The following is a 22,628-nucleotide window of genomic DNA, read 5'->3' as shown; positions in this document are numbered from 1 at the left end:
GGTTATCGACGACAATCTGACTGTGAGGGTCCTGCCTGCCACGCCCCCGCCTCTGGAAGGAAATGATCATGGATACCGATGGCGTCCGCCTGTTTGTCCTTGCTGCAGACCTTCTCAACATCAGCGCCGCCGGCCGCCAGCTCGGCCTGGCCCCGGCCGTGGCCAGCGCCAGGCTGGCCAAGCTCGAGCGCAAGCTGGGCGCCGACCTGCTCCACCGCTCGACCCGCAAGGTCTCGCTGTCTCTGGAAGGTGCGGAATTCCTGCCCTTCGCGCGCGAAATCCTGGCCCAGGCAGACGCGGCAAACGCCGCACTCGGCAATACTCGGATGGATGTTTCCGGGACTTTGCGTTTCGCCGCCTCGAGCACATTCGTCCAGCTTCATATCGCACCCATCCTGCCGGAATTCCTCGACCGCCACCCCGGCCTCCACCTCGACCTGAAACTGTCGGACACACAGATGGACCTGATCGAGGGCGGCTATGACCTGGCGCTGCGCAATTATGCCATCGAGGACAGTTCCCTGCGGGCCCGCAAGCTGGCCGATGACCGGCGCATATTGTGCGCCTCGCCGAACTATCTGGCGCGGCACGGCACGCCTTCCACTGCCGCGGACCTGGCCGATCACCAGCTGATCGGCTTCTCCAACGGTCCGCCCCGCACCCTGTCAACGGCGGGAACCGGTGCGTCGGGGACATTCCCGCCCGCCGGCACCAGGCCGCGGATCATCTGTGACGACGGAGCCAGCATGCGCCTGGCTGCACAGGCCGGTGCGGGCATTGCGATGAGTTCGCTCTGGAGCCTGTACCGGGATTTGCAGGACGGCTTGCTGGTGCGGGTCCTGCCCGATCACGAGATTGATGACGGCTCGGCGATCTGGCTGGTCTATCCGAAATCCAATGTCCTGACCGCCAAGGTCCGCGTCTTCATCGATTTTCTTACCGAGAAAATCGGCCGCGCCCCGAGCTGGCAAGACCCATCAACGCCCGGACACGATATCTGATTATATCCAAAATCAAAATTCAGAAGCCCTGGTAAGACCAATTTTATTGATCTGAATAGGCATTATCTCGGGGGCTGCTCACCAACGGGCCAAGCCAATACCGGGAAATTCTGATGAAAGCCATGATCCTCAATTCCTACGGCAACGATGCCCCCTTCCTCGCCGCCGATCTGCCCCGCCCCGAGCCCAAGCCGGGCTATGTCCTGGTCCGCCTCGCGGCCACCAGCGTCAATACGGTCGACACGATGATCCGCCAGCTCGGCCAGGAGAACCTGCCGCTCGCGCCCGACCTGCCCGCTCTTCTCGGCATGGATTTCGCTGGCACGATCGACGCTGTCGGTGACGGCGTCGACGGTTTTGCCATTGGCGACGAGGTCTATGGCTGCGCTGGCGGCCTCGCCGACCTGCCCGGCGCGCTGGCCGAATACATGCTCGCTGACACCCGCCTGATCGCCCACAAGCCGAAACGTCTCTCCATGCGCGAAGCCGCCGCCCTGCCCCTGGTCGGCATCACCGCCATGGAAGGCCTGCAACGCGCCGGCACCCGGGCCGGTCAGAGCGTGCTGGTGCATGGCGGCACTGGCGGTGTCGGCCATCTCGCCGTCCAGATCGCCCGCCATCTCGGCGCGACGGTCTCGGCCACAGGCGGCGGCGATGCCCAGCTCGACATCATCCGGAGCTATGGCGCCACGGCGATCAATTACCGCACCGAGAGCGTGGCCGATTATGTCGCTACGCAGACCGGCGGCGCGGGTTTCGACGTGGTGTTCGACACGGTCGGCGGCGCCAACATGACCAACTCCTTCGAGGCCGCCGCCCTGAACGGCCAGGTCGCCTCGACCGTCTCCCTGCTCGAACTCGACCTCACCCCGGTGCATTTCAAGGGCCTGTCCCTGCATGTCGTCTTCATGCTCATCCCGATGCTGCATGATGTCGGACGCGAGACCCATGGCGCCATCCTCACCGAGCTGGCCCGCCTGGTCGATGCCGGCGCCGTCACCCCGCTGCTCGACGACACACGCTTCACCCTCGACCAGGTCGGCGACGCCCACGCCCGCCTGACCAGCGGCGACGCCATCGGCAAGGTCGTCATCGACATCGCGTGATCCGGCAGCGGATCCCGAAAACGAGAAAAGCCGTCCCTGTCGGGGGCGGCTTTTTCTTGTGCGGGGTGGGGCGAATCGTGGCGATGCGCGTAGATGGACACAATGCGAGCTAGGTGTAGTTTCTCGAGACGTTGTTCAGCAAGGTTCTAAGCCTTTTGGCTGGCGTCTGCCTGTCAAGAGCATAGTGTGGTCGGTTGGTGTTGTACCAGTCCAGGTATCGCTCAAGGTCCCGGTTTCGGCTGTCGGATGATCGGTAGGGGATGGCGTAGGCCCATTCTCGAAGCAGGGTCTGGATGAAGCGCTCAGCCTTGCCGTTGGTGGGCGGCGTGTAGGGCCGAGTGCGGATGTGGCGGATGCCCAGCCAGCGCAGGACTTTGGCGAAGAGGCGCGAGACATAGGGGCTGCCATTGTCGGTCATGACGCGCTCGACACGGATGCCGCGGGTTTTGAACCAACGCAGGGCGCGGACAAGGAAAGCGGTGGTCGTGCCGCGTTTCTGGTCGGCCAGGACCTCGACATAGGCCAGGCGTGTGGCGTCATCGATGGCGACATGGACGCAGTCCCAACCGGCGCCGGGATTGCGGTTGCCCTTGCGCCCGCCGGTCACCCGATGACCGGGTTTGTTGAAGCGGCCCAGTGACTTGATGTCCAGATGGATGAGCTCGCCCGGACGCTCGCGCTGATAGCGGATGACGGGCGGTCGTGGCTCCAGGACCCGACAGCCGCCCCAGTCCCATGGCCTTGAGCCAGCGCGCCACGGTAGACCGGGCGAGGCGCAGCCGGTCGGCGATCTCGGCGGCCGTCATGCGGTAATCGCGGCGAAGCCGGGCGCTCCTTTCCTCTGGTCGTGTCGCAACAACCAGTCTCAAGGCTTCAGCCCGGGTGAACAACCTTATGAAAACTCACAGTGAGCGCTCCCTGGCAGAGCGACTCTAGCCATCGTGAAACGACATAAACCTATACCTAGCGAGCCGCCCCACACGCTTAGCCCTACAATCTGGGTCGCAATGGCAAGTATGAGCGCGATGGACCCCGCTTACCCAAGTACCAATGGCGATCATCTGCCACGCTCACACACGGCTTCTCAATTTCGCCAATAAAAAGCCCCGCCGAAGCGGGGCCCTTCAGGTTTCGATTATGGATCAGGCTACATATCCCGAAGGATACAGGCCTCATTCACCATTTTGCGATAGAGGTCGAAATTAGCCTCCATGGCTATCTTCCAGCGGGTCGCTTCGTTACGGCTTGTTTCTGCGACATTCAGTTCTGCAGCGCGTTGGACGACGCGATCAACGCCAAGCCAATCCACACTTTCCGGGGGCAGCCCGACCGTTTCAAAAATGCGCTTAGCGGCTTCGCGCGAGGCAAACGCACGTTCATACGTTACGACCGCGATGTTCAACCCCGCCGCCAACCCGTCGGCTAGTTGACGCAGAGAGTTGTTCCAGCGCGTGAGCGCCTGAATTCCGTCGAGAGCAAACGCTTTATCATCCGGGTTGTCAAAGCGCGCCTGAAAGCTCTCGCTTACCGACAGCGGATTACGCAAGATAAACAGCACTTGGCACCCCGGAAAGGTACTTGTGATGTAATCGAGGTGGCGCGTCACGTATGGGTATTTATCGCCACGCAGAACTGTTTTGTCGTACCGGGCCTGATAGCGCTCACGCTCGAACTCTCTTGCACGTTTTCCGGCGTCGAAGTCGCGCGGGGCGAAGAACTCCTCGGCCGTGAAATGTGCCGGTGTCAACTCGTCCCTCCCCCAAAGGGGGGCATACCGCTCCATGCCGACAACTGCGTCTGGGTGATGGTTTATCAGCGACGTCAGAGCGCTTGTGCCTGAACGCGGGTTGCCGCCGATGAACAGGTATGATGGCGTGTCGCGCGGGAATGTTTCGATGCTATGCATGTGCTCCGGTCCTCTTTAGCAAAATATTAAAGCAGCCTCCGAGTCCACGCGCAAGACGCTCAGGTGGCGCCAAGCTGCGGCCCGACAACGAAATTCGGGTTGCGGCGGATGACAGCCACGCCTGATGCCGTAGCCGAAGCGGCGATCGAGATGGCAATGGTGACACAATCCGAAGACAGTGAGGCCCGAAGGCGTGCCCGACAGCCCGCAGATCCGCACTCGTAAGTGTGAGATCGCAGCAGCGCGTCGTCGCCTCGGCTACCGGCGGATCGGACTGATGCAGGAACATGAGGGCCTCACCATGAACCAGAAAAAGCTGCGGCGGCTCTACCAAGAAGCCTTCGACAGCCTCGTCCACGCCCGCAAGGTACTGGCGCGACGGCACCACGACGACAACCACCACCGGCCTCACTCATCCCTAGGCGGGCCGACGCCCGCAGCGAGCCGGTCGCTCGAGCAACGCGCGGGCTCCGCTCCCGGCACACTCGCCGCAACTCAAATTATGAACCATGAGAGGCTCGGACTCTCGAAATAAGAGAGCTAGTAGGGAATAAGCCCACTAGCCTATGGCCGGTCAACACTCAATTGATGCCCAATGACTGAAAAGCCAGAATCGCTGTCGCAAACCATTCTGGGAATTAGATTCAAGATACTGTTTTTAAACAGGTTGTTATGGTACCGCCTCCCTGGTTTGAACAGGGGACCTCTAGATCCACAATCTAGCGCTCTAACCAACTGAGCTAAGGCGGCACACTTTGTCATGACGCTTGGCCGGCAGCGCGGCTGCAAACCTTGGCATGAGGCGCGGGAAACTAGCCTTCCCGCCCCGCGCTGGCAAGCACCCCGTCAAGGCTTTTGCAGAGGGCTCTGCAGCCGCCCTGACGATGGTGATCAGGACGCGTAGCCGCGTGCCTGGATATGGGCCCGCATCGCGGCGACGCGGTTGTCATCGGACGGGTGGGTGGAGGCGAACTCAGCCGAGTTGTGATCATTCATGGCCGACATGCCGACCCAGAAATCCACCGCCTGGCGGGGATCATAGCCGGATCCCACCATGTAATCGACGCCGAGCCGGTCGGCCTCATATTCGTGCTCCCGCGAATAGGGCAGGATGACGCCATAGGTCACGCCCATGCCGAGTGCGGCACCGATATCATCACTGTAACGCGCATAATCCGAGCCGGCGGAGCCAATCGCACTGGCGAGCAGCGAGACGCCCATCTGGGCCGCCATTTGCTGACTGGCCCGCTCGGCCGAGTGCCGCCCGGCAACATGGCCGACCTCATGGCCCATCACGGTGGCGATATGGTCATCGGTCTCCATGATATCGAGAATGCCCTTGTAGAAGCCGACCTTGCCATTCGGCAGGACCCAGGCATTGACGGTATCGCTGTCGAAGACGACGAACTCCCAATCGAGATGGTTTTGCCCGGACGCTGCGACGACGCGGTCCCCGACACGCTGCAGGCGACGTTGATAGGACGGGTCGCGCAGCACGCGCTCGCGCTGCAGGCTGTCCCGCCACGCCCGGTCCGAGAGCTGGGCGAGCTCACCGTCGGACACCAGCATCAACTGGCTGCGCCCAAGCGCTGCATTGTCCGCGCATCCGGCCACGAAGGGCAGAACCGTGCCTGCCGCCAACCCCATGATCATTTCACGACGCCGAACCAGATCGACCGGTGGTTTTGCCGACATGAGTTTTCCCCCCTTTGGTGTTGCCGCAATCAGCGATAACCTTAGCGCAGAGTGTTTTTCGCGTCTCGCCAAGAAAGCGACAAACACGCCTGCTAGCGTGTTAATTCAGCCATTTCGGAGTCCCCTCCCCATGAAACGCCTCGCTGTTGCCCTCGGTCTGGTCGTCGTTCTCGCAGTTGCTGCAATCTTCATCCTGCCATCCGTGATTCCGGCGTCCACCTATCGCGAACCGGTCGAGACCGCCGCCCGTGACGCGCTCAACCGCGAGGTCTCCCTGGCCGGCGATATTTCATTGCAAGTGTTTCCGCGACTGGAGATACGGGCCAGCGACGTATCGATCGCCAATGCCGAAGGCTTCGGCGATGACGCCTTTGCCGAAATGCGCGAGATGCGGGTCGGCGTGCGCCTCATTCCGCTTTTGAGCCGGCGTGTCGAGATCACCGAATTCGTGCTGGTCGAACCAACCATCCGCCTGGCCCAGAACCGGTCCGGCAATAACTGGACCTTCACGCCCGCCGACAGTGCCACGCCGACACCCGCGCCGTCCGGCGATGGGTTTGTCCGCCGCGAAGGCGCCCTGCCGATCGAGGCCAGTTTCGGAGACGTGCGCATCGAGAATGGCGCGATCTACTTTGCCGACGGCAATCAGAGCCGGGCCATTACCGGGCTCGACCTGTCGGTCGCCCTGCCGTCGCTGGATACGGAAACCCGCCTGACCGGCGCTCTCAATGCCGATGGCGAAAGCCTGGATTTCTCCGCCACGCTCGGGTCGATTCGCGATTTCTTCGAGGGACGCGAAACTCCCGTCGCGCTGACGCTCGGCGGCAATCTGGCAGATCTCAGTTTCAATGGCCGTATCCTGGAGGGCGAGGCCATTGCCTATGAAGGCCGGATCGACACCACCATCCCGTCGGTTCGCGCATTGGCCGCCTTCGCCGGCGCGCCCCTGCCTGCAGGTGACAATCTGGAGCGCTTCCGCACGGTCGGACAATTGACCGGCGCGCCCGGCCAGGTCCGCCTTGCAGCTTCGACACTGGCCTTGGATGCGATCTCCGGGTCTGCCGACATCAACGTCAATCTGGCCGGCGACAAGCCAAGCCTGACCGGCAGCCTGACGCTCGCCGAGCTGGATGTGAATCCCTATCTGCCAGCGACATCGACGCCACCGGCGCCGACAACCGGCGGCGGCATCCCGCCCTGGAGTGATGCCCCGATCGATCTGGCCGGACTGGGCATTGTCGATGCCGATCTGCGCCTGACGGTCGGACGTCTGGTCTTCCAGGACATCGAGGTCACCGATGCCCGTCTGCGCGTCGAACTGCGCAATAGCCGCCTGGAAGCAACGCTGGAAAACATCTCGCTCTATGAGGGGCAGGGCCGCGCCACGGTGGTTGCCAACAATCGCGGAAACCGGCCAAGCTACTCCCTCACCGCCTCGCTCGACAGTCTCGATGCCGGCCCCTTCCTGGAAGCGGCCGCCGGGTTCGACAAACTGCTGGGCACCGGCGCCATGACGCTGGACCTGTCGGCGTCGGGCAATTCCCAGGCGGCGATCATGAATTCACTCGCCGGTAGCGGCGATTTCAGCTTCGCCGACGGCGCCATTGTCGGCATCAACATCGCCCAGACGATCCGCAATGTCAGTCAGCTCGTCGACGGCAGCGGCACAAGCGGCGACGCGGAAGACGAAGAGGCGGCCAGCACCGGCGAGCAACAGGCAACCGACTTCTCGTCGCTGACCGGCAGCTTTTCGATCACGAACGGCCGGATATCCCAGCAAGACCTGCTGATGCTGTCGCCGCTGCTGCGGGTCGAGGGCGCCGGCGATGTCAATCTGGCTGGCCAGTCGCTGGACTACCGTCTGCAACCACGCGCGGTCGCGTCCATCCAGGGCCAGGGCGGCGAGCGTGATTTGCGCGGCATCACCGTGCCGATCCGGCTGCGCGGCGGTTTCAACAATGTGTCGGTCGGTGTCGACACCGAAGCCGTCGGCCGGGCCCTGTTGCAAGGTGCACTGAACAATGCGCTCGGCAGTGATGGCGCCACGACTCCGCGCGACGCATTGCGTGACGGCCTGCTCGACGCGATCGGCCTGGGCGAGGATGACGACGAAGCGACGACTGGCGACGAAGCGGAACAGCGCGATCCGGCCGATCAATTGCTCCGTGGCCTGCTCAACCAGCGCCGCAACCGCAACCAGGAAACGACCGATGAACCGGAACAGGATCCGCAATAGGTCGGCGATGAACGCCGGATGAATCACCTGTCGGGCAGGGGTTCACAATCGCTGTGACAAGGTCGGGTCTGACCATGCCCAGACCCGAATGAGGGGAAATGACCATGACAATGAAACGCATCGGACAGGCCGCAATCAGCCTGTTCCTCACCGCCCTGGCTGGCCAGGCCAGTGCACAATCGATCATCCTTTTCGAGGACAGCAATTATCGCGGCCGCCAGGTCGAGGTGACCGGCGATGTCCGCAATCTCGACTCGGTCCGGTTCAATGATCGCACCTCATCCTTCCGCATCGTCTCCGGCGAGTGGGAGCTTTGCCAGCATGACGACTACAATGGCACGTGTGAAATCCACACGTCCGGCCAGGCCTCGATGGGCCGCATGAACGACCAGCTGACATCGCTGCGCCCGGTCGCACCGGGGCGCCCCGGTCGCCCCGGCGGACGTAGCGGCCCGTCGCTGACTTTCTATTCCGGACCCAATTTCACCGGCCGAGCCGTGGAAGTGACCGCCAGCACGCCGGACTTCACCCGCATCGGCTTCAATGACCAGGCGCGCTCGGTCCGGCATCGCGGCCGCGGCGCCTGGGTTGCCTGCCAGCACGCCAATTTCGACGGCGCCTGCATGGTCATCGATGGCGACATCGCCAATATCGGTGGCGGCATGGGCGGCGAGATCAGCTCGGCCGAGCCTGACTATGCCGGTCGCCCCAACCGCCCTGGTCGCCCGGGTGGCGGCGAAACACCGCGCTCCGGCGTCTTCCTGTTCGACGGAACGAATTTCGCCGGCCAGCGCGTTGCGGTGGATGCCGATATCTCCAACCTCTCACGCATGGGCTTCAATGACCGCGCCGACAGCCTGATCGTGGCACGCGGCGAGACCTGGATCATCTGCGATGATGAGGGTTTCACCGATAGCTGCCAACGCGTCGAAGGCGAGATCAGCGACTTGTCGCGCCTCGGCCTGCGCAACCGCGTGACGTCGCTGCGCCGCGTCGACAGCAGCTGGGGTGGACCGGGCGGCCCGAACGGGCCAGGTGGACGTCTCGAGATCCGCGGCGGTACGCGTGGCGTCGACAGCCTTTTCTTCCCGCGTCCCGAGATCAATGGTTATGCGGTCGACCGCTGCCTCGGCGGCTATGGCAGCCGTTGTGACCAGGAAGCCGCTGACCATATGTGCCGGGCCGCCGGGCTTCGTCAGGCCGCCCACTACAGCATTGATCGCTACAACCGGACGCGGACCTGGTTCATCGGCCAGAACCAGGCCTGCACCTCCGGCCAATGCGCCGCCCTCGTCGATGTGCTCTGCACGGGCTGAATCAACGCTCTGGCACGAAAACGCCGCTCCTGCACCGGGAGCGGCGTTTTTCATGCGCGGAACGCAGGTTTCGCAGAAAACTGATATTGGGTTCACGGCCGTTTCGGCGTATATTAGTTTCATATGAAACTAATTCGCGCACTGGCGCGACCGGAGCCGACCCATGCCCGTCAATGATCCCGTCGTGGCCGAACAGGAACCCGCCGCCGACTTTACCATCGCACAGAAGTGGGACCGCTATTCCGCCGAAGAGCACGCGATCTGGACAACACTCTACGAGCGCCAGATGAAGGTCCTCAAGGGCCGCGCCGCGCCGGAACATTTCGCCGGCTTGGACATGCTCAATCTCAATGAAGGCGGCATTCCGGATTTCCGTCGCGTCAACGACAAGCTCGAAAAACTGACCGGCTGGACTGTCGTGACCGTGCCCGGCCTGATTCCGGAAAGGGATTTCTACGACCACCTCGCCAACCGCCGCTTTGTGTCGGGTCGTTTCATCCGTGACGGCGAAAAGCTGGACTACCTGCCCGAGCCCGACATTTTTCATGATGTCTTCGGTCATGTGCCGCTGCTGACCCAGCCGGTATTCGCCGACTACATGCAAGCCTATGGCAAGGGCGGCCTGCGCTCGCTGGAGTTCGATGCCATCAAGCACATGGCGCGGCTGTACTGGTACACGGTCGAGTTCGGCCTGATCAACACGCCGGAAGGTCGCCGCATCTATGGCGCCGGCATCGTGTCCTCACGCGCCGAATCCATTTTCAGCCTGGAAGCGCAATCACCCAACCGGATCCATTTCGACCTCGAACGCATCATGCGTACCGATTACCGCTATGATGACTTCCAGCAGAGCTATTTTGTGATCGACAGCTATGACGAGCTGATGGAAGCCACCTATGCCGACTTCGCGCCAATCTATGAGCGCCTTCCAGCCCTGTCCGAGTTCAAACCCTCAGATTTGGACGACGGCGACACCATCTACTCACGCGGCAGCCAGGAATACGCGATGGCGGGGGGATTGGCCGGAAAGGCCAAGGCTGTCTGAACTTCCGCCGCCAGTCAGCCGGCGACCAATATCACACGGCCATTGCCCTGCTCGGCCAGGCTGAGCTTGCCGGATTTCGCCAGAGCGTCGACCAGCTTGGCGCGGGAAACCGGTTTGACGATGTAGAACATCGCGCCGGCCGAGCGGCACTTCTCTTCCATCTCGGGATTGCGGGCACCGGAATAGACACCGATCGCACCGCCGCCGAGCCGTGCCTGGGTATCGCGAATGAAAGCCAGTGCGTCACCTCCGGCCAGACTCAAGTCGCACAGGACAAGAACCGGACCGCTGGCGCGCGCATTCAAGTGCTCCATCGCGTCTTCCGGACGCGTGAAACCATTGAACTCGAAGTCGACCCCCGCGTCCTCCAGGTCCGCCTTGAACAAGAAGTGCTCGTCCGGATCATCGTCCACAAGAATAACCGGAACAGGCTTGGCCTCAGTCAACTTCGTCCTCCCCCGACGAGATGAAGGCGGCAACCTATCACGAAATTCCCGTTTGGGTAGCGCATTGAAGAATAAGAATATTCTGCATATCGACGACCAAGTCAGACACGCTGGAAAGGATAAAACCCGCTGCCCAGATTGAGAATTCCCGTCAGCGCATCAAGCGCCTCGCGCGATTCCCGCAACAAGGCCGGATCGCCGAGATCGTCGGGTCTGAGACGGTCACGGTAATGGGTGTTCGCCCAGGTTGTGAGCTGCGCATGAAGCGAGTCTGTCATCAGGGCGGTCGGCGTAACGGCAGCCTGTTCTTCCGGCGTCAACACAACCCGCAGCCGCAGACAGGCCGGCCCGCCACCATTGCGCATGGATTGGCGAACATCCACAAACTCGACGCGACCGATCGGTCCATTGCCGGCGACCATCGTCTCGCAATAGGTGCGGGTCGTCGCGGTTTCCTCGGTCTCCTTCGGTGCGATCAGGGCCAAGCGCCCCTCACCCGGCCACTCCAGAAGCTGCGAGTTGAAGAGATAGCTTGTGATCGCGTCAGCAATCGGAACCTCGGCTTCCGGTACTTCGACAAAGACCGGATCAAACAGGCCGTCCGCCGCCCGCCGGATCGCTTCCAGCGCACTGTCGCGGTCCTCAAAGGCCTGCTCATGGAAAAACAGCGTCGTCCGTGTCCCGACACAAACGACATCATTATGGAAGGCACCGGCGTCGATCGCCGCCTGCGACTGACGCAGGAAAACGCAGCGCTTGGCGTCCAGCCCGTGCGACCGCGCGACGGCCTGGCAGGCTTCGAGCGTCTGGCGGGCCGGGAAGCTGCCGCTCCAGCTCTCACCGGCCGTGCGGCCATACACAAAAATCTCGACCCCCTCACCGCCTTGCTCGTCGCACAGCCGGACATGGTTGGCGGCGCCTTCATCGGCGAAGTCCGCCTGCATCGGCAAGGGGGCGTGCACGGCAAAGCGGGACCTGTCGGCGAAGGCCCAGGACAGGCCACGCTGGGTCTGCCGCCCTTCGATGGACCGATGCAGCGTAGTCAGGAGGTTGGCCGGTGTGAAATGCAGGCGCCCATCAGCGGTATCGGCTGATGGCGACACGGTGGCCGCATTGGCGGCCCACATCGGTGAGGCGGAACTCGCCTTGCGAACCAGGCCGGGCGCCTGCTTCCAGGCAGTCTCGATCACATGGACGTCGGATCCGGTGAAACCCGCGCGGCGCAGCAGCGGCAGGAAGGGGCGCTCATGCGGCGGCAGCAGGCCCTGGACCAGCCCGGCATCGGCAAGCCGCTTCATCTTGGCCAGGCCCTCAAGCACGCCCTCGCGCGGCGACGAGACGAGGCCCTCATTCTTGGCACTGGCCAGATTGCCGTCCGACAGTCCGCCATAATTATGGGTCGGGCCGATCAGACCGTCGAAATTCGCCTCCCGCGCGGTCATGCCCCGTCGACCCCTTTCACCGCCATGCGCTCGGGCTTACGAGCAGCCTGGGTGGCAACGGGATAGGCGCAATAATCGGCTGCATAATAGGCGCTCGGCCGCAGGTTTCCGGATTGCCCCGGTCCGCCGAACGGCATGTTCGAGGCCGCACCACAGGTCGGCCGGTTCCAGTTGACAATCCCGGCCCGGCTCTCGACCCAAAACTGTTCCCACAACGCCTCGTCATCCGAGACCAGACCTGAGGACAGGCCATACGCCGTATCGTTGGCGGCAGCGATGGCGGCCTCGAAACTGGCAACGCGGTTCACCTGGATCAGCGGCCCGAAGACCTCCTCGTCCGGCACGTCGATGCCGGTCACATCGAGCAGGCCGGGACGCAGGAAAGCGTCGCCGAGCTCGGGAATGCGTGAGACCTCAAGAATCGGCCGGGCGCCGCGTCGAACCAGATCAGTCTGGGCATCAAGCACGCCCTGTGCGGCGCGCGCCGATACGAGCGGCCCGATAAAGGGTTCAACCTCGTCATCCCAGCGTCCGATCGAGAGTGCGCCGGCAATCCGGATGATCTCCGCGATCACGGCCTCACCGAATTCGCCGTCCGGCAGGATCAGCCGGCGAGCGCAGGAACAGCGTTGCCCGGCCGTAACATAGGCTGACTGCACGGCGATACGCGCCGCGGCTTCGGCATCTTCGGCCCCCCAGACGACGAGTGGGTTGTTACCGCCCATTTCCAGTGCCAGCTGGACGCCGGTGCGACCGGCGAATTTCTGGTGAATGAATTTGCCCGTGCCCCATGACCCGGTGAACAGGACACCATCAAGCTCGCCACTATCAAGGGCGGCGGCGCCGGTCTCGCGGGCGCCCTGGACCAGATTGAGCACGCCCGCCGGCAGGCCCGCCGCTTCCCAGGCCTTGACCATCGCCTCAGCGACGCCGGGCGTGATTTCTGACGGCTTGAAGACGATCGTATTGCCGGCAATCAACGCAGGCACGATATGGCCATTGGGCAGGTGACCGGGGAAATTGTAGGGGCCGAGAACGAACATGACGCCGAGTGGTTTGTGCGCCAGTCGCGCATAACCGAACGGCATCTCCGCCTGGTGGCCCGAAGCGCGTTCGGCATTGGCCTTTACGGAAATGTCGATCTTGCCGATCATCGCGCCGGCTTCCGCCAGGCCTTCCCAGCGGGGTTTTCCGGTTTCACACGAAATCAGCTCTGCGATCTCGGCCTTGCGACTTTCCAGCTCGGCCTTGAAGCGCTCGACAATCGCGATGCGCTCGGCGAGCGGACGACGCCCCCAGGCCGGAAAAGCGGCTCGGGCTGCCGCAAAAGCCTGATCGACCTCGGTCGGGGCCGTCGTGCGACCGGACCAGACCTGGCTGTCATCAGCCGGATTGTGGGAGACCAGTTCCGCGCCAGTGCCGTCGCGCCATTCGCCATTGATGAAATTCATGATCCTACCTCTTGCGTCGCCAGAAACGGGCGCGGTCGCCCTCGCGCAGGTCGAGTGCCTGCATGGTGTCATATGAAACGCCCACAACATCGCCGTCATCCACCAGCTGGACCTGACAGGTCCGGAAGTCTTCGAACCGGTCGGTCGAAAGAATACCCTCGGCACCGCCTGCGGTAGTCGCGGCGCGTACGGTTACCTCGCGGCTTTCGCGCAGGGTGCGGATATTTTCGGTCCAGGTGGACACCAGCGGGCCGCCATCAAAAATGTCCACATAGCGATCATAGTGGAAGCCCTCCCACTTGAGCAGGTTGTAGGCGCCCTCGCCATCTTTGTGAGTCTTGCCGATCACGACCCGGGCTGCCTCCGGCAACAGGTCGACATAGATCAGGTGTTGTGGGCCGAGATCGAGGATGAACTGGTTGTCGGTCCCCGCCGACAGTCGGTCGGCATCGTCGAAGTCCATCCGGAAAAAGGGCCGCGAGACATGGTCAAAGAAGGGCGATGAACCGTCTTCATGCACCACGCCGCGCAATTCCGCGAGCACCTTGTCGCCGAACCGGTCAGGCCCCGCGGCGATCAGGAGATAGCGCGACTGGGCGACCAGGCGTCCGGCGCCGCTGCCGCGACCGGCTTCGGATACGAACAGGGTGCCCACCTCGGACGCGCCGGCGAAATCATTGACCAGCAACATGGCGTCCATATCGAAGCGGCGGTCCGCTTCGGTGGAGTGCTGGGCCAGCGTCATAATCTTGAAATCCCAATAGGGTTTCGACACCCCGACCATTGCCTTGACTGCCGAGCACCCAACAATCTTGCCGGTCTCGGTGTCTTCCAGCATCAGCTGGTAGGTGTCTTCGGTCTGGGTGTCGCCAGGACCGGAAAACGCCGCCTCGGACTTGGTCAAGCGCTCTTCGAGGACCTCGGGCGGAACGGCAAGCGAGGTGAAGCCGGTGCCGGCCTCATCAGCCAGCCGCACCAAGGCATCCAGGTCCGACCGTTTGGCCGCACGTACGATCAGCATGATCCCTCCCGATCAGTCTTCAGGCCCGGCCCTTGGCCAGGGCGCGCGCTTCTCGCGCGTCGAATTGGCCTTGCGCGAACTTCATCAGCATGACCGCTGACAATTTGGCGCGTTCGGCAAAGCTGGACAGTTTGACGATCTCGCGATCGGAATGGATATCGGCACCGCGGACGCCCAATGTATCCACATTCGGACAGCCGGCGGCCCAGAGATTATTGCCCTCACAGACCCCGCCCGTATCCTGCCAGCGAATGTCGAGGCCCAGTGTCGAACCGGCCGCCTTGGTCCATTCGAACATTTTGGCATTGGCCGGTGACATCGGCTTGGGCGGTCGGGTAAAGCCACCATGCAGCTCGGCCCCGATACCGTCGCGGATGCGGATCTCATCGACGAGACGTTCCAGCTCTGCTTCAACCCAGACCCGGTCGTTCTCGGTTTTCACACGGACATTGAAACGCGCGACGGCATTGTCCGGCACCACGTTGGGCGGACCGCCGCCATCAATGCGGGCGAGATTGAAAGTGACATCAGGACGCTTGCCGTTGAGCGCATCAAGGCCGAGGCCGAACTGGCAGGCTGCCGCCAGGGCGTTCCGCCCGAGATGGTGTTCACGGCCGGCATGGGCCGCGCGACCGGTGACCTTCAACGACCAATTGCCCGACCCCTTGCGTGCACCGGCCAACGATCCATCCGCCAGGGCCGGCTCATAGGTCATGCCGATATCGGCGCCAGCGCCCAGCTCGGCGATCACCGAAGCCGAACCCAATGAACCGATTTCCTCGTCCGGGCTGATCAACACATCGATGCCGATCTCATCCTTCCAGGGCGAACGCTCCAGGGCGAGAATGCCGTGCAACATCACCAGAATGCCGCCCTTCATGTCGGCAACACCGGGACCATTGAGCGTGTCCTCATCCCACAGACGGGTGGCCTGAAAGGCGCTCTCGGCAGGGAACACAGTGTCGTGGTGGCCGGTCATGACGATACGGATCGGCGCTTGCGGCCGGATCCGGCAGTGAAAGGACGGCGTGAAGGCCTGCTCGCGGACCGTGCCGTCCGGATCGACCACGGTGGTTGGCGGCAGCTCAATCGCGCTGATCTCGCCACCGGTCTCGGCGAAGGCCGTCTCGAGTTCAGCGCGCATGGCTTCCAGCCCGGCCGCATTGCGGCTGCCGGAATTGATCGCCGACCAGGCCTTGACCGTTTCGATCATGCCATCGGCCCGCGTATCGACCCAGTCGAGTACGGCGCGTTCGTCCGGATTGAGGTCCAGTTTGTCGTGCATGATCCAGTGATAGCCGTTTAAACGGAGCCGTCCACCCCGGCCGACAGGATGTGTCGACCGGGGTTACATGGTCGCGCTATCAGGCTTTCTCGAGCGCCTGGGCGAGATCGGCAATCAGATCGTCGGGGTTTTCGATACCGACCGAAATTCGCACCAGCCCGTCCGAAAACCCCTGACGCTTGCGCAGTTCCGGGTCGACACCCCGGTGGGTGGTTGATCCGGGGTGGCAGATCAGGGTCTCGGTTCCACCAAGACTGACCGCCAGCTTCATGACCTGCAGCGCATTGAGCATGCGGAAAGCCGCCTTCTCATCCGCAAGGTCAAAGGCAAAGGTGGAGCCGGCCATGGAGGATTGCGCGTGGAAGACATCGCCATCGCGCGTGCCTTTCTCAAGGAAACCAAGATAGCGGACACGACCGACCTTGGGATGGTCGCGCAGATACTCGGCCACCTTGCGGGCACCGAGCGCCGCCGCCTCCATGCGGATCTTCACAGTCTCCAGCGAGCGCAGCAACATCCAGCAAGTGTGGGCATCCAGATTGGTGCCGAGATAGCCGCGCAGCCCGCGGATCTGGGCCATGGCCGCACTCGACCCGGACGCCGAGCCGGCGATCAGGTCGGAATGACCGCCGATATATTTGGTGAGCGAATAGATGACGACGTCGGCGCCGAGCGCGATCGGCGCCTGGCCGATCGGACCGAGGAAGGTGTTGTCGACAACAATCCAGGGGCGCTTGCCCTGTTTCTCGCCGATCATGTCGGCGATCCGGCGACAAGCCGCAAGATCGACAAGATCATTGGTCGGATTGGTCGGGGTCTCTGTGTAGATTACCGAGACTTCGCCTTCTGCCATGGCCGCTTCTGCGGCATCGCGCAATTCGTCCTCGCGGGCGCCAGCGAAGAAGTCGACTGACTTGATGCCATAGTGCGGCAGAAATTTGCGGATCAGGCTTTCGGTTCCTCCATAAAGCGGGGTCGACTGCAGGATGACCGAACCCGCATGGGCCAGCCCCATCAGCGTGGTCGAAATTGCCGCCATGCCGGACGAGAAGACGGCGGCTTCGTCAGCGCCGTCATAGAGCGCCAGGCGATCTTCCAGAACTTCCATATTCGGGTTGTTGAAGCGCGAGTACATCAGACCGGCGGCTTCGGGATCGCCCTCCTCGGCCTGGCCCAGCGTTACCCGGAAAAAGGCAGCACCATCCTCGGCCGTCGCAAAAGCAAAGGTCGATGTCAGGAAAATCGGCGGCTTGATCGACATCTCCGAGAGCTTCGGGTCATAACCATAGCTCATCATCTGGGTTTCCGGGCTCAGCGTGTGCCCGGCGATCTGTCGCTTGCGATAGGATTTGTCCGGCTTGCTCATCAGTGTCCTCCCGACGCTTCGCGACCTGGATGGTGCGAAGGATTTCAGCCGGTTTGTACCGCCCTGCCGGACCGGTCAAGCCTGTCCTCAGCAGAGCAGAAAAACCGCCCAATCATGCCCCGAAACAGCGCGTTCGCCGCATTAAATTTCCAAACGCGCGGCCAGAACAAAAAAAATGCGGCCCGGTGACAAACACCGGGCCGCATCCATTTCAGTGCTCGTGCTCGAGGATTAATCGAGGACGATAACCACTTCCGTACGACGGTTCAGCGGCTCGCGGACACCATCGGCGGTCGCAACGGCGTTGCGGGTCTCACCAAAGGCTTCCATCGAGATCGTGCTCGCTGCCACGCCAAGGCGGACCAGCTCGTCACGAACAACGCGGGCACGACGCTCGGACAGGCCCACATTGTAGGACGCTGCACCGGAACGGTCTGTGAAGCCGGCGACGGTCACGCGAGTGACACCGCAGGAACCACGCTGGTTTGCAGCCTGAGCCACAACAGCACGCGCCTGATCCGTAAGCGTCGAGCTATCCCATTCGAAGTAGACCGGGAAGCTGACATCGTCACACGCCGGCGGAGGAGGCGGCGGAGGCGGAGGCGGCGGAGGAGGCGGAGGCGGCGGCGGAGGCGGCGGCGGCGGAGGCGGCGGAGGCGGCGGAGCTGCGAAGGAATAACGCAGACCAACCCACACTTCATGACCACCAAGACCATCGACGCTCACGCCCGGATCAAAATCCGTGCTGCCGGTGGAGAAATAGCGGTATTCCGTGTCCAGGGTCAGACGCTGGGTCAGATCCCAGCCGATACCGGCCATCACCTGCCAAGCGAACGGATTGTCGCTGCCCTGCGCGATGACGTAGTCCGCTGCAGTCGGGTTGATCGGTGTCGTACCGGCCGAGAAGCCTGTAAGCGTGCCGCTGACTTCGGCAAGGCCGAGACCAAGACCGACATACGGGTGGTAGGAACCATCCGGATTGAAGTCAAAGATAGCGTTCGCCATCAGAGACCAGATCTGGAAGTCGCTGAGGCTGTGCTCGAAACTGCCGACAGCGCCCGTATCATTGTAGCGGTGCGCCAGCTCGCCTTCGAGGCGGAAGCCGTCCATCCATTCATAGCCAAGTGCAACGGCTTCGCGCCAATTGCCTTCACCCTGAATTTCACCATTCAGCGAACCGGAGACATCCGTATCACCCGGGCCGCCATAACCGACAGCGCCGCTCACATACCAGCCTTCGTCAGCGAACGCGGGACCCGCTGCCAGGAAGGCCCCAACGGCGACCGCCGTAAAAAGCCGTTTCTTCATCATTCCCCCTCCGGGAGCGAGGCTCCCTTGGTGTGACTGACCGTTTCCGACCGAATGCCGGACACGAGGATAAGGCCTGAAAAGGCAATACCTATGATTTTTTCTACTACAATTAGATCGCGAGCGCTACACCGCAGGGGGCGAAATCAAGCATTTGGTGTAAAAATTCGTACCCGTTGCAGTGATGCTACACTCAATTTGCAACCAAGCGCTCATCAAAATATATTCTTGTTCATTTTCAAAACGTTGAGAACCCGGGCGGCGTCGCTGACTTGCCAGTTCAGCCGGTCTAACCTGTAGCAAGATTACATCGGCTTGGGGATATCCCGATGCATTCAATCAAAGCTGGCAGCGACCGGGCCGGCCGAACCGCGTGACACTGGCAGCGCCAGGCCGGACCCGGATTCGTAGGCTGCGAGATAGGCATCGATAACGCTACCATCGCGCCTGTAGAGATCATTGAGATATCGCACGCGCCCCTCGCCGTCGCCGACGACGGTCCAGTAGGCAATATGGACCGGAATGCGCTCGTCGAGCCACACGACGGTCGGCGAACTGCCCGCCGTGACGGCATCAATGCGATCACGATCCCAACCCGCCTGCCCCGCGAGAACCCAGCTTGCCAAAGCAAGCGGATCACGGACGCGAATACAGCCGGCCGAGAAGTCCCGGCGGGTCCGCACGAACTGGTCACGCTCGGTCGTATCGTGAATGTAAACATTGTGGCGATTGGGAAAAATGAACTTCACCTCCCCCATCGGGTTGGTCGGCCCGGGCGGCTGCGACATGCGGTACGGCCAGTCATTGCCCCAGCGACTCCAGTCGATCTCATAAACAGAGACCGGTTCGCCGGCCCGGTTGTAGATCCGGAATCCGTGCTGGCGCACCAGGCCGGGATTGCGTCGGAAGGACTGGAAGCGCGGCCGCGCCGATCCGGCCGGCAACCCCCACCATGGATTGAGGACAATATACTGCATGTCCTCTGAAAACTCGGGCGTCGAACTGGCTTGTCGCCCGACCATGACTTCGTGCTCACGAACCAGCTCGCCATTCTCCCAGGCTTCCAGTCTGAAATCGGCAAGATTGACCCAGATATGGCGGCGCCCCAGCTCGCGCGTCCGCCAGCGGCGCTGTTCCAGATTGGCCATCAACTGCCCAATGCGACGATTTGGCGGAAGGTTGAGTTGGCGCAGCGTCGCCTGGTCCAGGCGCCCGGATGGTGCGAGATTCGCCCGCCCCTGATAGCGCCGCACCGCGGTCTCGAGCCGGAGATCGAACGGGTCGCCATCGCGCCAAACCGTATCCAGCAGGCCTTCCGAGGTCAGCCGCGTCCGCAACTGATCGACCCGCGGACCGCTGTCGCCGAGGCTGAGCGAGGGACCGCTTTCGATCCCGGCCCAGATTGGCGTGACCGCGAGCACCCGCATCATTTCCAGGCGCAGGGCATCATAATCACGGACCTGGGGAACACTGTCATCGAGCGCTTGGGCGGCATCCCCGGCTTCAAAGGCCCAGCCGAGACGGCGAACAAGCAGCGACGCCTCACTGTCGAACAGACGCCGGGGCGCGTGCGTCTCGGCATCGATCAAGCCGTACTCCAGCCACCCGGCAAACCGTAGATACGCCAGTCCGGCCAAATGATTCCGTTCGGATTCGGGCCGCGCGGGATCGAGAATGGCGCGTGCGAAGGGATCAAGGTCCGGCAAACCATGACTGGAGGCGTCAAACAGGCGGACACTGATCGCCTCGCGATGCGCCTCGGTCCAGCCATTGATGCGGGACGCCCACAGATCGAGGTCGGCGAGCGGTCGGGCCGGGGTGAGCGGAACGACCTCGACCGGTGTCTCGCCGGCGGTGTCGGAACCGGGCACAACAACGTCCTGCATGGCCGCCGCCATCGCCCCCGACAATGCCGAGGACAACACCAGCAAGATGCCGACAATCACCCCGACGAAGATCGTCGTAAAACTGCGGTGCTGTGTCACCGATAGGCCCCCTCACTGCCGACACCACGTTAACCAATTCAGCCCGACCTGTAACCTCCGCAGGGAGGTGTTTCGACTCAACGCAAAACCAGCCTATTCGGTTTCATCGCGCGCGGGGTCTTCATCCGGATCTCCGATGTCCTCGGCCATGATTTCGGCCAGGGAGACAACACGTGATCGGGCTTTTTCCATATAGGCTTCATTGTCATAGACATTGGTGTCGGCGTCCCAGACCTCGAATAATTGCTGCAGGCTCTCCTCGTCATGACGGGCGAAAGCCTCGGTCTTGCGGCGCGCCCGTTCCGGCGCCTCGCCCAACACTTCAAGCGAGCGCCGCGCCGCATCGAGTGACGAACCGAACATCTCGCGAATCGCCAGGTCGGCACCGGCCGCGCGCAGCTGATAGACATGCTCCCGGCTGGCGGCGCGGGCGATCACATAGACATGCGGATAGCGTTGCTTGACGTGATGGACCAGTTCGACCGCGCGGTCTCGGCTGTCGGTACACACGACCAGCAAACGCGCCCTGGCAATACCGGCAGCCTCCAACAGGCCCGGTCGCATGGCATTACCGTAATAGACCTGGATACCGAATTTGCGCAGGCCCTCAATATGCTCGGCGGAGTTATCGAGCACGACCGGCTTGTAGCCGTCCATCACCAGCAAGCGCTGGACGATCTGCCCGAAACGCCCCATCCCGGCGATGATGACCGGTGCCTCCTCCTCGATCAGGTCCTCTTCGCGCTCGGGCGATGCGGGCCGGCGCACACGCGGCGATACAAAGCGCTCGAAGACGATCATGAGCACCGGCGTCGCCATCATCGACAGGGCGACGACCAAGCCGGCAATTTCGGCAACAGCGTCGGGCACCACGTCGACGCCGCTGGCAAAGGCCAACAACACAAAGCCGAACTCACCGCTCTGGGCGAGGGAAAAGGTAAACAACCAGCGCGCCCGCCCCTTCATCCGGAAGGCAAAGGCAAGTCCCAGCAGGATCAACCCCTTCACACCGATCAAGGCCAGGGTAAGTCCGACGATCATGCCGGGATGGTCCGCCAGCAGGGAGAATTCCATGCTCGCCCCGACCGTGATGAAAAACACGCCCAGAAGCAGGCCTTTGAACGGCTCGAGATCGCTGACCAGCTCGTGGCGGTATTCGCTCTCGGCCAACAACACGCCGGCAAGGAATGTGCCCAGTGCCGGCGACAGACCGACCATGCTCATCAGGACCGCGATCCCGATCACCAGGAAGAGCGCCGCCGACAGGAAAAGCTCGTGCTGGCCGGTGCGGGCGATGATGCGGAAGGCCGGCCGGGTCAGATAGCGACCGCCAAGCACGATCGCTCCGACGACGCCCAGCGTCACCAGACCTTGTGCCCAGGCCGGCAGATGCGTGAACGGCGTATCGCCCCCGCCATGCGCCGCCAGTTCCGCCGCCGCCTCCCCGCCGCCGGGCAGGGCAAGAAATGGCATCAGCGCCAGCATCGGAATGACGGCAATGTCCTGGAAGAGAAGAACCGAGAACGCTGATTGCCCGCCTTGTGTCCGCAACCAGCCCTTTTCGCCCAGTGTCTGCAGGACGATGGCGGTCGAGGACAGAGCGAAGATGAGGCCGAGCGCGATCGACAGGCGCAAATCAAGACCGATGGCGAGGCAGAAACCGGCAACGGCGGCGGTTGTCACGGCGACCTGTAAACCGCCAAGCCCGAACAGGCGCACGCGAAGGTCCCAGAGCAGGCGAGGCTGTAGTTCCAGGCCGACCAGGAAGAGCATCATCACGACGCCGAACTCGGCAAAATGCTGGACGCTTTCCGGATCGGAGCCGACCAGATCGAGCACTGGCGCGATCGCGACGCCGGCCAGCAGATATCCGAGCACCGAACCGAGGCCGAGCCGATGCGCGATCGGGACGGCAATCACGCCGGCGCCGAGATAGATGGCTGCCTGGAAGAGGAGTGAGTCCATACCAACCGCCGAATCACGGGCGAGCCGAATACCCTGCCCACCTCAGCATAACGC

Annotated in this window: 18 protein-coding genes, 1 tRNA gene and 1 pseudogene; 6 read left to right on the top strand and 14 right to left on the bottom strand. The window is 62.7% G+C overall.

The window, feature by feature from the left end; all coding sequences use genetic code 11:
• Positions 1–68: 68 nt before the first annotated feature.
• The gene (locus C7435_RS15190; protein ID WP_121212336.1) at positions 69–1,001 is read left to right on the top strand and encodes a LysR family transcriptional regulator; all 933 of its coding nucleotides are present in this window, start codon (positions 69–71) and stop codon (positions 999–1,001) included.
• 113 nt (positions 1,002–1,114) lie between these two features.
• Entirely contained in the window at positions 1,115–2,107 is a 993-nt protein-coding gene (locus C7435_RS15185; RefSeq protein WP_121212335.1) for a zinc-dependent alcohol dehydrogenase family protein, read from the top strand.
• Positions 2,108–2,216: 109 nt separating this feature from the next.
• On the opposite strand, the gene C7435_RS15180 is transcribed toward C7435_RS15185, so the two are convergent.
• The 3 genes and pseudogenes from C7435_RS15180 to C7435_RS15175 all read right to left on the bottom strand — a co-directional run bounded on the left by C7435_RS15180 (position 2,217) and on the right by C7435_RS15175 (position 4,013).
• A complete protein-coding gene (locus tag C7435_RS15180) occupies positions 2,217–2,798 on the bottom strand; it encodes an integrase core domain-containing protein (protein ID WP_267896472.1) in 582 nt (193 codons plus the stop codon).
• A 55-nt stretch (positions 2,799–2,853) separates the two neighbouring features.
• A pseudogene (locus C7435_RS17400) lies at positions 2,854–2,976 on the bottom strand (hypothetical protein); the annotation flags it as partial.
• A gap of 278 nt (positions 2,977–3,254) precedes the next feature.
• Entirely contained in the window at positions 3,255–4,013 is a 759-nt protein-coding gene (locus C7435_RS15175; protein WP_121212333.1) for a sulfotransferase family protein, read from the bottom strand.
• Positions 4,014–4,206: 193 nt separating this feature from the next.
• On the opposite strand from C7435_RS15175, the gene C7435_RS15170 reads away from it, so the two are divergent.
• Positions 4,207–4,548, top strand: a complete 342-nt coding sequence (locus tag C7435_RS15170; RefSeq protein WP_147422724.1) for an integrase core domain-containing protein — start codon at positions 4,207–4,209, stop codon at positions 4,546–4,548.
• A gap of 138 nt (positions 4,549–4,686) precedes the next feature.
• Here C7435_RS15170 and C7435_RS15165 read toward each other — a convergent pair.
• Both C7435_RS15165 and C7435_RS15160 read right to left on the bottom strand, forming a co-directional pair.
• A tRNA-His gene (locus C7435_RS15165) sits at positions 4,687–4,763 on the bottom strand.
• Positions 4,764–4,904: 141 nt separating this feature from the next.
• On the bottom strand, positions 4,905–5,708 hold the full coding sequence (locus C7435_RS15160) for a M48 family metallopeptidase (protein WP_233128325.1): 804 nt from the start codon (positions 5,706–5,708) through the stop codon (positions 4,905–4,907).
• Between the two features lie 130 nt (positions 5,709–5,838).
• Between C7435_RS15160 and C7435_RS15155 the strand changes: the two genes are divergently transcribed.
• From C7435_RS15155 to phhA, 3 genes are all read left to right on the top strand, one after another.
• Positions 5,839–7,944 (top strand): AsmA family protein, encoded by a 2,106-nt coding sequence (locus C7435_RS15155; protein WP_170150499.1) that lies wholly within the window; start codon positions 5,839–5,841, stop codon positions 7,942–7,944.
• Between the two features lie 104 nt (positions 7,945–8,048).
• Positions 8,049–9,260, top strand: coding sequence for a beta/gamma crystallin family protein (locus tag C7435_RS15150; protein WP_170150498.1), 1,212 nt, complete (start codon positions 8,049–8,051; stop codon positions 9,258–9,260).
• A 163-nt stretch (positions 9,261–9,423) separates the two neighbouring features.
• Positions 9,424–10,305 (top strand): phenylalanine 4-monooxygenase, encoded by an 882-nt coding sequence (phhA, locus tag C7435_RS15145; protein ID WP_121212329.1) that lies wholly within the window; start codon positions 9,424–9,426, stop codon positions 10,303–10,305.
• A gap of 14 nt (positions 10,306–10,319) precedes the next feature.
• On the opposite strand, the gene C7435_RS15140 is transcribed toward phhA, so the two are convergent.
• The 9 genes from C7435_RS15140 to C7435_RS15100 all read right to left on the bottom strand — a co-directional run bounded on the left by C7435_RS15140 (position 10,320) and on the right by C7435_RS15100 (position 22,574).
• Entirely contained in the window at positions 10,320–10,751 is a 432-nt protein-coding gene (locus C7435_RS15140; RefSeq protein ID WP_170150497.1) for a response regulator, read from the bottom strand.
• 101 nt (positions 10,752–10,852) lie between these two features.
• Positions 10,853–12,193, bottom strand: coding sequence for an N-succinylarginine dihydrolase (gene astB, locus C7435_RS15135; protein ID WP_121212327.1), 1,341 nt, complete (start codon positions 12,191–12,193; stop codon positions 10,853–10,855).
• Positions 12,190–13,644, bottom strand: coding sequence for a succinylglutamate-semialdehyde dehydrogenase (gene astD / locus C7435_RS15130; RefSeq protein WP_121212326.1), 1,455 nt, complete (start codon positions 13,642–13,644; stop codon positions 12,190–12,192). The genes astB and astD overlap by 4 nt, the downstream gene beginning before the upstream one ends.
• A gap of 4 nt (positions 13,645–13,648) precedes the next feature.
• Positions 13,649–14,665: an arginine N-succinyltransferase gene (locus C7435_RS15125; protein WP_121212325.1), complete on the bottom strand. Its 1,017-nt coding sequence runs from the start codon at positions 14,663–14,665 to the stop codon at positions 13,649–13,651.
• 19 nt (positions 14,666–14,684) lie between these two features.
• Entirely contained in the window at positions 14,685–15,950 is a 1,266-nt protein-coding gene (locus tag C7435_RS15120; RefSeq protein ID WP_121212324.1) for a hydrolase, read from the bottom strand.
• Between the two features lie 79 nt (positions 15,951–16,029).
• Complete coding sequence (locus tag C7435_RS15115; RefSeq protein WP_121212323.1) at positions 16,030–17,316, bottom strand: cystathionine gamma-synthase family protein; 1,287 nt, start codon at positions 17,314–17,316, stop codon at positions 16,030–16,032.
• A gap of 231 nt (positions 17,317–17,547) precedes the next feature.
• Positions 17,548–18,627 carry an OmpA family protein gene (locus C7435_RS15110; protein WP_233350801.1) on the bottom strand — a complete coding sequence of 360 codons (1,080 nt, stop codon included), beginning with the start codon at positions 18,625–18,627 and terminating at the stop codon, positions 17,548–17,550.
• Between the two features lie 332 nt (positions 18,628–18,959).
• Complete coding sequence (locus tag C7435_RS15105) at positions 18,960–20,609, bottom strand: L,D-transpeptidase family protein (RefSeq protein WP_121212322.1); 1,650 nt, start codon at positions 20,607–20,609, stop codon at positions 18,960–18,962.
• Positions 20,610–20,702: 93 nt separating this feature from the next.
• A complete protein-coding gene (locus C7435_RS15100; protein ID WP_121212321.1) occupies positions 20,703–22,574 on the bottom strand; it encodes a monovalent cation:proton antiporter-2 (CPA2) family protein in 1,872 nt (623 codons plus the stop codon).
• Positions 22,575–22,628 lie beyond the last annotated feature (54 nt).

This window comes from Maricaulis maris, assembly GCF_003634045.1.
In the GTDB taxonomy this organism is placed as follows: Bacteria; Pseudomonadota; Alphaproteobacteria; order Caulobacterales; family Maricaulaceae; genus Maricaulis; species Maricaulis maris.
The sequence above is the reverse complement of the archived record's forward strand: the minus strand, read 5'-3'. Positions and strand labels throughout refer to the sequence as shown.